Genomic DNA, 14,517 nt, shown 5'->3' with positions numbered 1-14,517 from the left:
CGCGGCGAGATCAGTTGTCGATCAGGCGATGCAGCTCGGTGAGCCAGGGAACGGCCACGGCGACCGTCGGGATCACCAGGATCGCGGCGGCGGCGACGTAGGCGAACGCCGAGATGGCTGTGGCCGGACGGGTGTCGACGAGCCGCTGCACTCGGGTGAGGGTGCTGGGTCCGCCGATGGCCATCGCGCCGCGGGGCGCCACCGAATCGGCGCACGCGACCAGGGCCCGGCCGAGCTGCTTGCGCCCGGCACAGCGGATGGCGGTGTCGTCGGCGAGCAGCTCGACGAGCAACTGCACGGCACCCAGCGCTGAACGGCTACGGACGAACCGGGGGAAGGCTTCATGAACGGCGATGAAGGCTTCGAGTATCAGGTCGTGTCGGGCGCGTAGATGTGCACGCTCGTGACTGATCACGGCGTCGAGTTCATCCCGGCGCAATCGGGCAACGGTGCCCTCGCTGACGACGACACGCTGTCGCAGGCCGGGGAGGCAGTACGCCATGGGCTGATCGACCTCGAGCATGCGCACGTCGCGCGCACTGAGCGGATCGCCGGGGACGGTGCGATCCATCCGGTCGAGCAGATCGATGAGTTCACGGTGGGCCGACCGGCGCGCCCTGGTACGCATGGCGACCCGGATCACGGTGTAGAACAGCCGCGCACCGATGAGGAGTGTGATCAAGAACACGCTGACGTAGACCGTCCAGAGCACCAAGCCGAGGCTTTCGATCTCGTCGAACGGGTTCGTCGTGGGTCGTCCCTGCGCGTCGGGGACAAGAAGATTCGCGGCGATGGCGAGGCCGCAGCTGAACGCGGAGAGCACTGCCGCGATGGCGATCGACTGCCACAGGGCCATGGCCGCACGCGGGGCGCGGAGCGGCCACTGCGCGCGCGAGAGCCACGACGGGGCCGGGCCCACGAGAACGAGAGCCACGATCCCGAACACCAACGCGGTCAAAATAGGTCCTAGGGCTCAGAAGATCGATATGACTCGCCGTGGGCTCCGCGGGCCGATTCCAGTTCATCCAGTGCACGTCGAAGCGCTTCCGCCTCGTCGGCGCCGACCCGGCCCACAAAGGAAACCAGGGCGGCCTGCCGTGATCCAGCCTCGTCCGCTTCGCTCAGCGCGTCAACCATCAAGCTCGCCACGAGGTGCTCACGCGGATGGGTGGCCGAGTAGCGGTGGGCACGGTCGTCGCGCAGCTGCGTGACGAGATTCTTCTTCGCCAGTCGCTGGAGCACGGTCATCACAGTCGTGTACGCGAGTTCGCGATCCGCCGACAGAGCTGCGTGTACCTGACGCACCGTCTGCGGTTCGGCGGACGACCACAAATTGTCCATGACTGCCCGCTCGAGCTCACCCAACCCGTTCATTCTTCTCACTTTACGTTTCTTCTCATCAAACAGCTCAACGCGTGGTGCCATCAATTTTCTTCCGTCGCGGTTGACAGGTTGGTAAGGCTAGCCTACATTCATCCTTACGTGGGACCGAGCGAGTGTCCTGAGGGCTGCAGAGACCCCCGGTCCGCGCCACAGCAGGCCCCACCGAAAGGTGGGGCCTGCTGATTCTTTGTGTCGTGCTCATCCGGTCGAGAGGGTCACCGCGGGCGGACCCGTCATCCGGGTTTTGACAGACTGTCGATCACGCGACGCGTAGTCCGAGAGCGCGGCCTCAGGCAAGGGAGAACCACGGTGACAGACAACATCGATCTGACCGAGACGATGGGCACGTTGCCCAAGGGCTTCGACAACGAGCTCGGTCTGCAGATGCAAACGGCAACAGCTGACGAGGTCACCGCGACGTTCGAGATCGCCCCCAAGCTCCTGCAGCCCTGGGGCATCGTTCACGGTGGCGTGTACTGCTCGGTGGTCGAATCGGTCGCGAGCACGTCGGGTCAGATATGGCTGCACAGCAAGGGGATCACCGATTCCCATGTCGTCGGGGTGAACAACAGCACCGACTTCCTCCGGGCGGTGAGCACGGGCACCATGACTGCACGTTCGAAACCGATCCATCGGGGCCGTCGTCAGCAGCTGTGGGAGGTCGACATCACCGACGAGTCGGGCAAGTTGATCGCGCAGGGCCGGGTACGGCTGCAGAACATCGCCGCCGAGAACTGATCTGCGCCGGTATGGGACACGATGCGGCACAGGCCGCGACACGATTGTCCGACCCGGCGCGAGCCCGCATCGATGCGGTCCTCTCTGCCGTCGATGTTGAACTCGACCGGGCTTATCCCGGCGATCGCGCCGAGAAGCAGCCTGCCCACACCGTCTATGTGAGTGCCGCCGACGTGGACGCGGACACCCCCGGCACCTGGGGGGATCGGGCGTCGGCGATCGCCGACGAGGCCGCCGCCGTGGTTGCCGACCTCGACCGCACCGGCATCGCCTCGCTGGTCCAGGCCCGGTTGCGCAGCCAGCCGATCGAAGACCTCCGGATAGACCTCGAAGACGGTTACGGCTGGCGACCGGATGTGGTCGAGGACCGCGACGCCCGAGCGGCCGGTCGCACGATCGCCACATGGTCTGCCCGACCTGAGCAGGCGCCCAATGCCTTCGGTGTTCGCTGCAAGGGGCTGGGTGCCACAGAACGAGCGCGTGGCTTGCGGTCGCTGGAGCTTGTGCTCGATGCTGCCGGCGGGGTGCCGGACGGGTTTGTGTTCACCGTTCCCAAACTGCGCGCGGCAGCCCAGGTGGATGCGGTGGTGATGATCTGCGAGGAGCTCGAACGTGCGCACGGACTGCCCGAAGGCGCATTGCGTTACGAACTGCAGATCGAGAGCCCCCAGGCGGTGCTCGGCGCCGACGGTCGGGCCACTGTGGCCGAAGCGATCCATCGTGGCGGGCCGCGGCTTACCGGATTGCATTACGGGACATACGATTACAGTGCCGCCTGCGGCATCGTATCCTCTCAGCAGTCGCTGGAACATCCGGTCGCCGACCATGCCAAGTCGGTGATGCTCGTCGCGGCAGCGCAGACCGGGGTCTGGGTGTCGGACGGGTCCACCCAGGTGTCCCCGGTCGGCTCCGCCGAGGTCGTCGAAGCGGCTCTACGCCGTCATCACCGACTCGTCACCCGCAGCCTGGAGCGTGGCTTCTATCAGGGGTGGGACATGCACCCGGGCCATCTCGTGACTCGATGGCTGGCGGTGTACGGCTTCTTCCGGTCGGCGATGTCGCCGGCCGTGACGCGGTTGCAGTCGTACTTCGACCGCCAGAGTTCGGAGTTCGTGGACGAGCCCGCGACGGCTCAATCGCTGGCCCTCGTGGTGCTGCGTGGACTGTCGGTGGGTGCGTTCGCCGAGGCAGATGTGCTGGCCGTCGGACCTCGGTGTTCGGCAGCGGCCCTGGGTGAACTGCGCGCGAGTGGGGGCGTGCTCGGCTGACTCTTCGGTTCGATGGCGACTTCCACCGCGCCGACGCGGGCTCTGCGTGGCAGTATGAGTCGGTCGATGCGTGTTCATCGGCTGTTCAAAATCGAGGAGGACATCGTGCATCTGTCGCCGCATGAGCAAGAGCGACTGATGATCTCGTACGCTGCGGAATTGGCACGTCGTCGGCAGGGGCGTGGGTTGCTGCTCAATCACCCCGAGGCCGTCGCGGTCATCACCGACCACATCCTCGAGGGGGCACGCGACGGACGGAACGTGGCGGAACTGATGTCCACGGGGCGCGAAGTGCTCAGCCGCGAACAGGTCATGGACGGGGTCCCCGAGATGTTGCACGACGTGCAGGTGGAGGCGACCTTTCCCGACGGTACCAAGCTCGTGACCGTGCACAACCCGATCTCCTAGAGGAGTCACGATGGCAGAGCCTGCTCTCATCCCTGGCGAGGTACTTTGTGCGCCAGGAGAAATCGTCATCAACGAGGGTGCCGAGATCACCGAGGTCGTGGTGATCAATGCCGGCGACCGCCCGGTTCAGGTGGGCAGTCACGTGCACTTTCCCCAATCGAACGCTGCCCTCGACTTCGACCGTCAGGCCGCACACGGGAAGCGCTTGAACATCCCGGCGGGCACCGCCGTTCGCTTCGAACCAGGCATCGAGGCCACCGTGGAGCTGGTCCCGATCGCCGGTACCCGTGAGGTGCACGGTATTTCGCTGAACCCACCCGGAAAGTTGGATTCGTAGATGGCATCGTTGAGCCGTGCGCGTTACGCCGACCTGTTCGGTCCCACCGTGGGGGACCGGATCCGTCTGGCAGACACCAACCTGCTGATCGAGGTCACCGAGGACAGGTCTGGCGGACCTGGTCTCGCGGGTGAGGAGGCTGTCTTCGGCGGTGGCAAGGTCATCCGCGAATCGATGGGACAAGGCCGCGCAACCCGGGCAGACGGTTCTCCCGACACCATCATCACCGGTGTCGTGGTGCTCGATCACTGGGGGATCATCAAGGCGGACCTGGGTATTCGTGACGGCCGGATAGTGGCCCTCGGGAAGGCCGGGAACCCGGACACCATGGACGGGGTACATCCGGATCTCGTGATCGGCCCGTCCACCGAGATCATCGCGGGCAACGGCAAGATCGTCACGGCGGGCGGCATCGATTGCCATGTGCATTTCATCTGCCCGCAGATCATGGACGAGGCACTCGGAAACGGGATCACCACGCTGATCGGCGGGGGGACGGGTCCGGCAGAGGGCAGCAAGGCGACCACGGTCACACCCGGTGCCTGGCACCTCGCCTCGATGCTGCAGGCCACCGACCACTGGCCGATGAACATAGCCCTGCTGGGTAAGGGCAACACGGTCAGCGCCGACTCGATGCGCGAGCAATTACGGGCCGGCGCTTCGGGATTCAAACTCCACGAGGACTGGGGCAGTACACCGGCAGCTATCGACGCGTGTCTGCGGATCGCCGATGAGTCTGGGGTGCAGGTGGCATTGCACTCGGACACCCTGAACGAGGCCGGGTTCGTCGAACAGACACTCGGAGCCATCGCCGGGCGTGGCATCCACGCGTACCACACCGAAGGCGCAGGCGGAGGGCATGCACCCGACATCATCACGGTTGCGGCGTACCCGAACGTGCTGCCGAGCTCCACCAATCCGACCCGGCCGCACACGGTGAACACGTTGGACGAACACCTCGACATGCTGATGGTGTGTCATCACCTCAATCCCAGTGTGCCCGAGGATCTTGCGTTCGCCGAGAGCCGCATCCGGCCGTCGACCATCGCCGCCGAGGACCTGCTGCACGACATGGGCGCGATCTCGATGATCGGCTCGGACTCGCAGGCGATGGGTCGCATCGGTGAAGTGGTACTGCGAACGTGGCAGACCGCGCATGTGATGAAGGAACGTCGAGGTGCCCTTCCCGGCGACGGGGCCGCCGACAACACCCGCGCGCAGAGGTATGTGGCGAAGTACACCATCTGTCCTGCGATCGCTCACGGTCTGGACGACGAGATCGGTTCGGTCGAGGTGGGCAAGCTCGCCGACCTCGTGCTGTGGGATCCGGCGTTCTTCGGCGTCCGCGCGCACGCCGTCATCAAGGGTGGGGCGATCGCGTGGGCGGCCATGGGCGACGCCAACGCGTCCATCCCGACCCCGCAGCCGGTGCTGCCCCGACCGATGTTCGGCGCGGCGCCCAAGCTCGCCGCGGCGACATCGCTGAGTTTTGTTGCGCCGCAAGCCATCGAGGACGGTCTGCCCGACCGTTTGGGACTCGATCGACGCCTGGCGGTGGTGAAGGACGTGCGTCGGGTCGGCAAGGCGGACATGACGAACAATGACGCGCAGCCGGAGATCCGGGTGGACCCCGACACCTTCACGGTCACCATCGACGGCCAGGTCTGGGACCAGCAGCCTGCCGCATCACTGCCCATGGCCCAGCGGTACTTCCTGTTCTGATGACCGTGATCTCGACAGGGGAGGCAGCGCCACCGATCGGTGGGTCAGCCGCCAAGAACCTCGCAATGTTGCTGACTTTGGCGGACTCTCGGCTGCCGGTGGGTGCTCATGTCCACTCTGGGGGACTGGAGGAGGCGATCACCTCCGGTGTGGTCCGAGACGTCCCGTCGCTGCGAGCGTTTCTCATCAGGCGGGTACGCACGACGGGTCTGGTCGCCGCGTCGATCACGGCCGCGGTGGTCGACCGCCGGCTCGAGGTGCCGGCTGCCGACGTCCAGGCCGACGCACGAACTCCGTCGGCCGCGGCTCGCTCGGCGTCCCGATCGCAAGGCCGAGGCATGCTGCGCCTGGGGAAAAAGATCTGGCCGCACCATGATTGGACCGAGCACTCGGCCAGGCCACACCTACCCGTCGTGACCGGTTCGGTGGCACGTGCCGCCGGCCTGGACGGGTACCAGAGCGCACTGGTGCTCATCTACACGACCATGACCGGATCAGCCACTGCCGGCCAGCGGCTACTGGCGTTGGACCCTGGCGACGTCGCTCTGCTCGGAGTTCAGATGACCGAGCTGTGCGAAGAGACCGCGGCGATCGCCTGTACCGAACTCGCCGACTATTCCGATCCGCTGCTCGATGTGTTCGCGCAGCGGCACGAGCTGCGCGCCATGCCACTGTTCGCGTCCTGACAACTCAGGGTCGACGTCGACACGGGCGTTGCCACAACACGTCCCGCACAACCGAAGGAGAACAACATGCCCCCGCACCTCATCGACGGACAGCCGCACACGCATGATCACTCGCGGCCCAAGCGCGAACGAGTCGCCGGTGAAGCACTCCGCATCGGAATCGGTGGTCCCGTCGGCTCTGGTAAAACCGCGTTGGTGGCCGCACTGTGCCGCCAGCTCCGTGATGAACTGTCGGTCGCCGTGCTGACGAACGACATCTACACCACCGAGGATGCCGACTTCTTGCGCCGCAACGCCGTCTTGCCGGACGAGCGCATCACCGCCGTCCAGACGGGCGGGTGCCCCCACACCGCGATCCGCGACGACATCACCGCGAACCTCGATGCCATCGACGATCTCGTGGAGGCCAATCCGCCGCTCGACCTGATCCTGGTGGAGTCGGGCGGAGACAACCTCACAGCAACGTTCTCGACGGGGTTGATCGATGCGCAGATCTTCGTGGTCGATGTGGCAGGCGGCGACAAGGTGCCGCGCAAGGGAGGTCCCGGAGTGACCTTTTCCGACCTGCTCGTGGTGAACAAGACGGACCTGGCACCGATGGTGGGCGCCGACCTCCACGTCATGCGAAGCGATGCGGAGAAGGTGCGCGAGGGTCGTCCGACCGTGCTCATCTCTCTGACCGACGACCCCGCGGCTACCGACGTGCTGAGCTGGGTGCGTGACCAACTCGCGGCAGCGCGGACGCAACCGCTGAACACGGTGTGACGAGCCGGCACACCACATGCACACCGAGCTGTATCTCGAGGCGCACAAGGGGCGATCACCTCGGGTCCGGGCAAGCGGCGGTCTGGCGGTTCGTCAGACCGGCCGCGACGTCCTGCATTTGATCTCCAGCGCAGCGACCCCCCTCGGTGGAGACCGGATAGACATCCATGTCGATGTGAGATCCGGTGCTGCACTGACTCTGCGCAGTGTCGCTGCCGCCATCGCGCTGCCGGGCCGCAGCGACACCGTCTCGGACATGTCATGGCACATCACCGTTGCCGACGGGGCCACTTTGATCGTCGATCCACAGCCCACGATCGTCGCGGGCGACGCGGTGCATCACACGCAGTGCACGGTGGAGATCGCCGGGTCGGGGGAGTTCCGGTTCTGTGAACGGGTGCAGGTCGGCCGTCGCGGCGAGGATGCCGGACGGTGGTCGGGTCGTATGAGCGTCGACATCGCGGGCACGGCTGCGTTGCGTCATCAACTGCGCCTCGGCCTGCCCGACACCGACAGCCTCAGCTCGCCTTCGGTACTCCTGAGTGAGTACCGCTACCCGGACAACCGGCCCGACGCCGTGCACCCCACCGCGACGGCGGCACGCCTGGGGCTGGTGGCCGGCGGCAGCATGACCACCGTTCTGGCGAACACGCTGACCGCGGCGGACCGGACGGCAGCCGAACTGGTCGGCTGAGGTCGGATCAGCTGGCGGCCGGCTTGGACTGATCCGAGCTTCGCTCGGATGTGAACGACTTGGCGGGGTCGGAGAGAACCGGCTTGTCGCCGGGGGTCTGGTCGCGGTCCGCAGGCACGGCGTCGCCGCCACCGTCCTTGAGTCTGTCGAGCTCGATCTGAGCCAACTGGTCCATGGCGTTGCGGGCCAACACCTGCTGCTCGGTGATGGTGAGCTGCGAGCGACCTCGGGTGAGGAATGCGAACGACCAGTCGACGATCGTGGTGAGACGGTTCCTGAACCCGACGATGTACACCAGGTGCAGCAGCAACCATCCGAGCCACGCGAAGAAGCCCTCGGTCTCGAAGTTCTTCTTCAGGCCCGGCACCGGCACCGACATGACGGCACTGAACTTGGAGATGGTGGCCATCGAGCCCTTGTCCCAGTACTTGAACGGCTCACGATCTTCGGGCTTGCCACCTTTGAGCTCGGCCTTGATCGCGTCGGCAGCGTAGCGCCCACCCTGGATCGCACCCTGGGCCTGGCCCGGCACGTTTTCGACCGACATCATGTCGCCGACGACAAACACATTGGGGTGGCCGGGGATGGACAGATCGGGTTCCACCTTGACGCGTCCGGCGCGGTCGAGTTCCACTCCGCTCTGCTCGGCGAGTTGCTTGCCGAGCGGGCTGGCGGCCACACCTGCCGACCACACCTTGCACTGCGATTCGATGCGTCTGGTGCTGCCGTCCTTGTCCTTCACCACGAGGCCGTCGTAGTCGAGGTCGACGACCATCGCGTTGAGCTGGATCTCGACGCCCATCTCCTCGAGACGCTTTGCTGCCTTGGTGCCGAGATTCTTGCCCATCGGCGGAAGAACCGCAGGCGCCGCGTCGAGCAGGATGACGCGGGACTCGGTGGGATCGATGTTGCGGAAGGTGCCCTTGAGGGTCTTGTCGCTCATCTCGGCGATCTGGCCTGCCAGTTCGACGCCGGTAGGACCGGCGCCGACGACCACGAAGGTGAGCAGTCGGGCCCGTTCTTCGTGGTCTTCGGACAACTCGGCCTGTTCGAACGCTCCAAGGATGCGACCACGCAACTCCAGCGCGTCGTCGATGGTCTTCATGCCGGGCGCGAACTGCGCGAAGTGGTCGTTGCCGAAGTAGGACTGATCGGCACCCGCGGCGATGATCAGGCTGTCGTAGGGGGTTTCGGTGATGCGCTCGAGGAGTCGTGACGTCACGATCTTCTTCTCGATGTCGATGCCCTCCACATTGCCCATCAAGACCTGAGCGTTGGCCTGCTTGCGCAGGATGACGCGGGTCGCGGGAGCGATCTCACCTTCGGAGATGATGCCGGTGGCCACCTGGTAGAGCATCGGCTGGAAGAGGTGGTGCGTGGTCCGTGCGATCAAGGTGACATCGACGTCGGCTTTTCGCAGGCGCTGGGTCGCGAACAGCCCCCCGAAGCCGGAACCGATGACCACTACCCGGTGCCGGGTCGAACCTGCAGTCTCGTCGCTCATGACCATCTCCTGTCGGTTGGCGGTGTGCGGCGGGATCTCAGGGCTGGTCAAAACCCGCTCATTGGCTAACGGTAGTCAATGAGGTCGCGTTGGTCGCGGCAAGGGCCGGATTCACCCGAAGGTGTGCAGGTGAGCGGTTCAGGCGATCATGCTCGTTGCGATTCGGGCGGATTGCGCCCACGGGAAACTGCTTGATTCCCAATGTGTTTTGAGTATCTCGTACTCGACTTCGCCGCGTTCGGAACCTGCGATCGAGGTGTCGGCGCAGTCGTGCAACCGGGCCAGGCGCAGACCCGACTTCTCCATCACGCGACGCGAAGCAGCGTTGACTGCCATGGTGCCCGCGAAGATGCGGCTGATGCTCAGCTCGGTGAAAGACAGCTGCACCAGCGCCCGAGCTCCCTCGGTGGCCAATCCGCGTCCCCAGGCTCGGCGGCGCAGTCGGTAGCTCAGTTCGAACTCTGATTCCGACGAATGGCGAGGCGCCCGCAAACCGAACCAGCCGACGAACCCGCTTGTTTCTGCGTGGGGGTCGCCGACGGAGCGCGCTGCGACGACGTCGAGCCGATCGAGTGCGACCCAGACGCCGGCACCGCCGCGGTGGCCTGCCTCGGCCAGCGCTCGCGGGATCACCCAGTCCTCGATGACCTCCCGAGGGGTGGCGGTCCCACCGGTGACATAACGCATCACGGCCGGGTCGCTGTCGAGTTCGACGAGGTGGTCGGTATCGGCAATCGACACCGGCCGCAAAACCAGGCGATCGGTCTCGATGATCAACTCTTCATTCCCCATTCCACTGACGTGATGTCGGCATCCTACGGTCTCGTGCGACGCAAGTGGTAGACCTCGCCGGAGAGTGTCGGAGCAGACCATTCAACCAGGGCATCAGTGCTGGTGAGAGGTGAGATTCGCGCTTGCGACAGCTTGCGGGTGGGTGGCGATCGTCAAATCGCGAGTCGGCGAGGATCTCCGCTGGTGGTGGCGGTCGGCCGACCCGCCCGGGCGCCTGGGTGGCCAAGACATGCGGGTGAGCGGAGTTGCGTGAAATCCGTTCGGTGAGTGCACAAGTCACGAGTCGTCGTTGTCGGCATCGCGGCGATGGACCCGTCCCCGGATCTCTTCGGCCCTGCCACTACGCTGGCACCGGTGAAAGACACCTCCTCCGGTTCAATCCCCACCGACCTGGACACGGTCGAGCTGCAGTTGCGTTGGGGCGACTTGGACACCAACCACCACGTGAACAACGTGCAGTTTGCGCGGTTGTTCGAAGAAGCCCGGGTCCGCACTGTCACCCGCTGGTTCGCCACCCAGGGTCGCAGTACCGGCGCCTTCCATCTCGCCCGGCAGGAGATCGAGTTCGTGGCGCCGCTGTATTACGGCCCCGAGCCCGTGACGGCCAAGGTCTGGATCAGTCGTATCGGCACATCGTCCTTCGACTTCGGCAGCGAATTGCGTGACGGGAAAGGCAACCTGGTGGGACTGTGCGAGACGACCGGGGTGATGATCGACCCCGAGACCGGCGGCACCAGACCTGTGCCCGACGCCGTACGTGATCTCCTCGAGGCGAAGATGGCAGATCCGGTTCCTTTCCGGCGCCGCGCTTGAACGCACTGTGACGATCGATGTCGGCGAGCGGTGATATACCGGCCTGACAACCGCGGACGAGGGGGCGTGCAGTGCTGAGACTTCATCGTGCCGAACGCACCAGCACGCTGGTCGCGGCGTTGGCAGGCATTCTCTCGGAGCCGCCCGGCGACCCCTTCGCCGGTGAGGTCGTCGCGGTGCCTGCGCAGGGTGTCGAGCGCTGGCTGACCCAGCAGTTGTCGTTGACCCTCGGAACGAGCCGGGCTCCGGGTGGCGACCATCAAGGCGACGGAATTGCGGCGAACATCGCGTTCCCTTCGCCGTCGGCGCTGGTCGACGATGTTGTCGCTCAGGTCAGTGGTACCGCCGCTGCGGGCAGGCCCGACGACGATCCATGGGCGCCCGCGCGCATGCAGTGGACGCTGCTCGAGGTGATCGACGATGCCGTCGACGACCCCGCGTGCGCAATCCTCGCCCGGCATCTCGGGCATCGGAGCGCCGTCGGGACCGGCCAGGGCGCAACCTCGGGTGCGGGGACCACGTCACCAGCACCCGGTTTCCGCGTCGGACGCCGGTTCGGGACAGCAGAGCACCTGACGCAACTGTTCCGCAGCTACGCCACCCACCGGCCCCAGATGATCCTCGACTGGGTCGCCGGTTCGGACACCGACGGAGTGGGCGATCAGCTCGACGAAGACGTGCGGTGGCAGCCGCATCTCTGGCGGATGTTGCGTGAGCGCATCGACGCACCCAGCCCGCCGGAACGTCTCGATGACGTCTGCACGGCACTGCGGCAACGGGCCTCCGCGGTCGACCTGCCTGAGCGTATCGCCCTCTTCGGGGCCACCCGCCTCACCACCCAGCAGCTGGCGATCTTGTCAGCACTTGGCGTCCACCACGACGTCAACCTCTTTCTGCCGCATGCGAGTCCGGCTCTGTGGGAGAAGATGCCGCGATTCGGCGGGCAAGTGCGCCGCAGCGACATCGATGCCAGGTTCATCGAGCACCCCCTGGTGGCATCGCTCTCGCGAGAAGTGCGTGAACTCCAGGTCCGGCTGAGCGACGTCGCGGACGAAGATGTCCACCACCGCGCTGACGAGCCAGTCGACACGCACCTGCGGCGGCTGCAGCACGCGATGCGCACCGATGCGGTCCTGCCCGCCGTCGGTGTGGCCGATGGCAGCGTCGGGGTCCATTCGTGTCACGGGCCGGCCCGTCAGGTGGAGGTGCTCCGCGAACTGGTCTTGCACATGTTCCAGGAAGATCCGGATCTGGACCCGCGTGACGTCATCGTCATGTGCCCCGACGTGGAGACCTACGCCCCGTTGATCCGTGCGTCATTCGGGCAATCGATCAATGTGCACCCTGGTCATCAACTGCGTGTGCGACTCGCGGATAGGGCTCTGCGGCAGACCAATCCACTGCTCGAGGTCATGTCGGATCTGCTCGAGCTCGCAGGGGGGCGCGTCAAGGCCAGCGAGGTGCTGGGGCTGGCGGAGAGCGAACCGGTGCGCACCAGGTTCGATTTCAGCGACGACGACCTGGAACGACTGCGGCAGTGGACCGCCGAATCAGGCGCGCGCTGGGGTATCAACGACAACCAGCGCAAGCCGTTCGGGCTCGGCGGATTCGGGCAGAACACCTTCGGCGCAGGGCTGGACCGGATCCTGCTCGGGGTGGCGGCCGACGAAAGTGAACTCGGCTGGCTCGACACCGCGCTGCCCCTCGACGACGTCGACAGCGCAGACGTCGACCTCGCCGGACGCTTCGCAGAGTTCATCAGTCGACTCGACGACTCACTCGCCACCCTTCGGGGCCCGCGGCCGGCAGTCGAGTGGTCCCAAAATCTCTCCAGGGCAATGGATCTGCTCACGGCGGTGAAGTCGGCAGATAGCTGGCAGCGCAGTCAGGCGCACCGCGAGCTGGCTGCCGCGACCGAACACGGCGGCCAGGCCGTCGTCCGGTTGGCCGACGTCCGCGCGATGCTCGCGCACCGTCTGGCCGGTCGGCCGACCAGGGCGAACTTTCGTACCGGAGAGCTGACCGTCTGCACCATGGTGCCCATGCGGGCCGTGCCACACCGGGTGGTGATCCTGCTCGGGCTCGATGACGAGAGCTTCCCGCGGGTCGGAAGTGTCAACGGCGACGACATCATGGGCCGCAATCCCTGTGTGGGAGAACGGGACATCCGTAGTGAGGACCGTCAGCTGCTCCTCGACGCCACCATGTCCGCCATCGACCGCCTGGTCATTCTGTTCACGGGGAACGATCCGGTCACCGGGCTTCGTCGCCCGCCCGCCGTTCCGGTGGGGGAGTTGATCGACTCGGCCGACGCAATGCTGGCCGACGGGTCGACGGTGGTGCGTGCGCACCCGCTACACGCGTTCGATCCCGTCAACTTCGATGCCGGTGCCCCGTTCAGCTTTGATGATTCTGCGTTGGCCGGTGCGCGCTCTGCCCAAGCGATCCAGATCAGCGAGTCCGAGTTCCTTCCGGAACCATTGCCGGAGAAGCTCGGCGACGTCGAGTTGGCCGACCTCATCGCGTTCGTGGAACATCCGATGCGGGCGTTCTGTCGCCAGCGGCTGGGTATGTATCTGCCCGGCGACGACGAAGAACTGAGCGATGTGTTCAGCGCGGACCTCGACGGTCTCGATCGGTGGGCCATCGGCGACCGGATGCTGCAGTCCCGACTGGCAGGTGTCGAGGGGTCGGCTCTACGCGCAGCCGAACTGCGGCGGGGTTCGCTTCCACCGTTCCGGCTCGGTGGTCAGGTATTCCAACGTATTGCCGGCGACGTCGAGTCCCTGGTGACCGCGGCCGCCCCGCTGCACGAAAATCCCTCGGAATCAAGGGATGTCACGGTGGAGCTCGGCGGTGGTCGACGTCTGACCGGTACGGTGCCCGGCGTGCACGATGGTGTTGTCGTGCGCACGATCTTCTCGCGAGTGGCTCCGAAACACCGGGTGGCGGCCTGGGTGGCGTTGCTGGCGCTGGCGGCGAGTGAGTCGGGTGATCGGTCGGCTGTGGTGCTGGGTCGGGGAAAGTACGGGGGCCGCCTTGCGCGATCGGACATCAAGAGTCCTCCCGATCCCGCGGCGACGCTCCGTGACCTGGTCGCGATGCGCGATGCCGGCCTGCGTGCGCCACTGCCGCTGCCGACCACCGCGGCCTGTGAATATGCGACCCGTCGCAACCGGGGCGACGGTGTCGAACTCGCCGTCGAGGCTGCCGAGGTGAGTTTCAAGAGTGACTTCGGGGGAGAGGGCCAAGACCTGTACGTGAAGTATCTGTACGGCACCGAGTTCGCGGCGATTCTGTCCGAGCCGCCGGCACCGGATACGGCGGTTCTCACCGAACCGTCCAGGTTCGGCGCCTTGGCGACCGGTCTGTGGGCTCCGCTGCTCGATGCCGAGACGGTGCGCTGA

14 protein-coding genes are annotated in these 14,517 nt (G+C 65.9%); 10 read left to right on the top strand and 4 right to left on the bottom strand.

Annotated features, from left to right (window positions below):
* Positions 1-10: 10 nt before the first annotated feature.
* Positions 11-958 (bottom strand): M56 family metallopeptidase, encoded by a 948-nt coding sequence (locus WIMU1_RS15215; RefSeq protein ID WP_062798389.1) that lies wholly within the window; start codon positions 956-958, stop codon positions 11-13.
* A gap of 8 nt (positions 959-966) precedes the next feature.
* Positions 967-1,383 carry a BlaI/MecI/CopY family transcriptional regulator gene (locus tag WIMU1_RS15210; protein WP_023958072.1) on the bottom strand — a complete coding sequence of 139 codons (417 nt, stop codon included), beginning with the start codon at positions 1,381-1,383 and terminating at the stop codon, positions 967-969.
* Between the two features lie 339 nt (positions 1,384-1,722).
* On the opposite strand from WIMU1_RS15210, the gene WIMU1_RS15205 reads away from it, so the two are divergent.
* The 8 genes from WIMU1_RS15205 (at position 1,723) to WIMU1_RS15170 (ending at position 8,001) form a co-directional block, all read left to right on the top strand.
* A complete protein-coding gene (locus WIMU1_RS15205; protein WP_062798661.1) occupies positions 1,723-2,121 on the top strand; it encodes a PaaI family thioesterase in 399 nt (132 codons plus the stop codon).
* Between the two features lie 11 nt (positions 2,122-2,132).
* Positions 2,133-3,389, top strand: a complete 1,257-nt coding sequence (locus tag WIMU1_RS15200) for a DUF6986 family protein (protein ID WP_062798387.1) — start codon at positions 2,133-2,135, stop codon at positions 3,387-3,389.
* Between the two features lie 105 nt (positions 3,390-3,494).
* Complete coding sequence (locus tag WIMU1_RS15195; protein WP_031332263.1) at positions 3,495-3,797, top strand: urease subunit gamma; 303 nt, start codon at positions 3,495-3,497, stop codon at positions 3,795-3,797.
* A gap of 10 nt (positions 3,798-3,807) precedes the next feature.
* On the top strand, positions 3,808-4,134 hold the full coding sequence (locus tag WIMU1_RS15190; protein ID WP_062798386.1) for an urease subunit beta: 327 nt from the start codon (positions 3,808-3,810) through the stop codon (positions 4,132-4,134).
* Positions 4,135-5,856, top strand: a complete 1,722-nt coding sequence (locus WIMU1_RS15185; protein WP_030162632.1) for an urease subunit alpha — start codon at positions 4,135-4,137, stop codon at positions 5,854-5,856.
* Positions 5,856-6,542 (top strand): urease accessory protein UreF, encoded by a 687-nt coding sequence (locus WIMU1_RS15180; RefSeq protein WP_243404283.1) that lies wholly within the window; start codon positions 5,856-5,858, stop codon positions 6,540-6,542. The genes WIMU1_RS15185 and WIMU1_RS15180 overlap by 1 nt, the downstream gene beginning before the upstream one ends.
* Before the next feature lie 66 nt (positions 6,543-6,608).
* Positions 6,609-7,307 carry an urease accessory protein UreG gene (gene ureG, locus WIMU1_RS15175; protein ID WP_023958086.1) on the top strand — a complete coding sequence of 233 codons (699 nt, stop codon included), beginning with the start codon at positions 6,609-6,611 and terminating at the stop codon, positions 7,305-7,307.
* A gap of 16 nt (positions 7,308-7,323) precedes the next feature.
* Positions 7,324-8,001, top strand: a complete 678-nt coding sequence (locus WIMU1_RS15170; RefSeq protein WP_062798384.1) for an urease accessory protein UreD — start codon at positions 7,324-7,326, stop codon at positions 7,999-8,001.
* Positions 8,002-8,008: 7 nt separating this feature from the next.
* Here WIMU1_RS15170 and WIMU1_RS15165 read toward each other — a convergent pair whose 3' ends face one another.
* Complete coding sequence (locus WIMU1_RS15165; protein ID WP_116915619.1) at positions 8,009-9,511, bottom strand: NAD(P)/FAD-dependent oxidoreductase; 1,503 nt, start codon at positions 9,509-9,511, stop codon at positions 8,009-8,011.
* Positions 9,512-9,643: 132 nt separating this feature from the next.
* Positions 9,644-10,297 carry a GNAT family N-acetyltransferase gene (locus tag WIMU1_RS15160; RefSeq protein ID WP_062798382.1) on the bottom strand — a complete coding sequence of 218 codons (654 nt, stop codon included), beginning with the start codon at positions 10,295-10,297 and terminating at the stop codon, positions 9,644-9,646.
* 354 nt (positions 10,298-10,651) lie between these two features.
* Between WIMU1_RS15160 and WIMU1_RS15155 the strand changes: the two genes are divergently transcribed.
* Both WIMU1_RS15155 and recC read left to right on the top strand, forming a co-directional pair.
* The gene (locus tag WIMU1_RS15155; protein WP_243404284.1) at positions 10,652-11,110 is read left to right on the top strand and encodes an acyl-CoA thioesterase; all 459 of its coding nucleotides are present in this window, start codon (positions 10,652-10,654) and stop codon (positions 11,108-11,110) included.
* A 71-nt stretch (positions 11,111-11,181) separates the two neighbouring features.
* Positions 11,182-14,517 carry an exodeoxyribonuclease V subunit gamma gene (gene recC / locus WIMU1_RS15150; RefSeq protein ID WP_062798380.1) on the top strand — a complete coding sequence of 1,112 codons (3,336 nt, stop codon included), beginning with the start codon at positions 11,182-11,184 and terminating at the stop codon, positions 14,515-14,517.

Source organism: Williamsia muralis NBRC 105860 (genome assembly GCF_001598915.1).
GTDB classification, from domain to species: domain Bacteria; phylum Actinomycetota; class Actinomycetes; order Mycobacteriales; family Mycobacteriaceae; genus Williamsia; species Williamsia muralis.
The sequence above is the reverse complement of the archived record's forward strand: the minus strand, read 5'-3'. Positions and strand labels throughout refer to the sequence as shown.

What these genes read in the sequence shown, in the direction of transcription:
- WIMU1_RS15205 (WP_062798661.1), top strand. Translation starts at nt 1,723, where the DNA reads ATGGGCACGTTGCCCAAGGGCTTCGACAACGAGCTCGGTCTGCAGATG.
- WIMU1_RS15200 (WP_062798387.1), top strand. Translation starts at nt 2,133, where the DNA reads ATGGGACACGATGCGGCACAGGCCGCGACACGATTGTCCGACCCGGCG.
- WIMU1_RS15190 (WP_062798386.1), top strand. Translation starts at nt 3,808, where the DNA reads ATGGCAGAGCCTGCTCTCATCCCTGGCGAGGTACTTTGTGCGCCAGGA.
- WIMU1_RS15185 (WP_030162632.1), top strand. Translation starts at nt 4,135, where the DNA reads ATGGCATCGTTGAGCCGTGCGCGTTACGCCGACCTGTTCGGTCCCACC.
- WIMU1_RS15180 (WP_243404283.1), top strand. Translation starts at nt 5,856, where the DNA reads ATGACCGTGATCTCGACAGGGGAGGCAGCGCCACCGATCGGTGGGTCA.
- ureG (WP_023958086.1), top strand. Translation starts at nt 6,609, where the DNA reads ATGCCCCCGCACCTCATCGACGGACAGCCGCACACGCATGATCACTCG.
- WIMU1_RS15170 (WP_062798384.1), top strand. Translation starts at nt 7,324, where the DNA reads ATGCACACCGAGCTGTATCTCGAGGCGCACAAGGGGCGATCACCTCGG.
- WIMU1_RS15165 (WP_116915619.1), bottom strand. Translation starts at nt 9,511, where the DNA reads ATGGTCATGAGCGACGAGACTGCAGGTTCGACCCGGCACCGGGTAGTG.
- WIMU1_RS15160 (WP_062798382.1), bottom strand. Translation starts at nt 10,297, where the DNA reads ATGGGGAATGAAGAGTTGATCATCGAGACCGATCGCCTGGTTTTGCGG.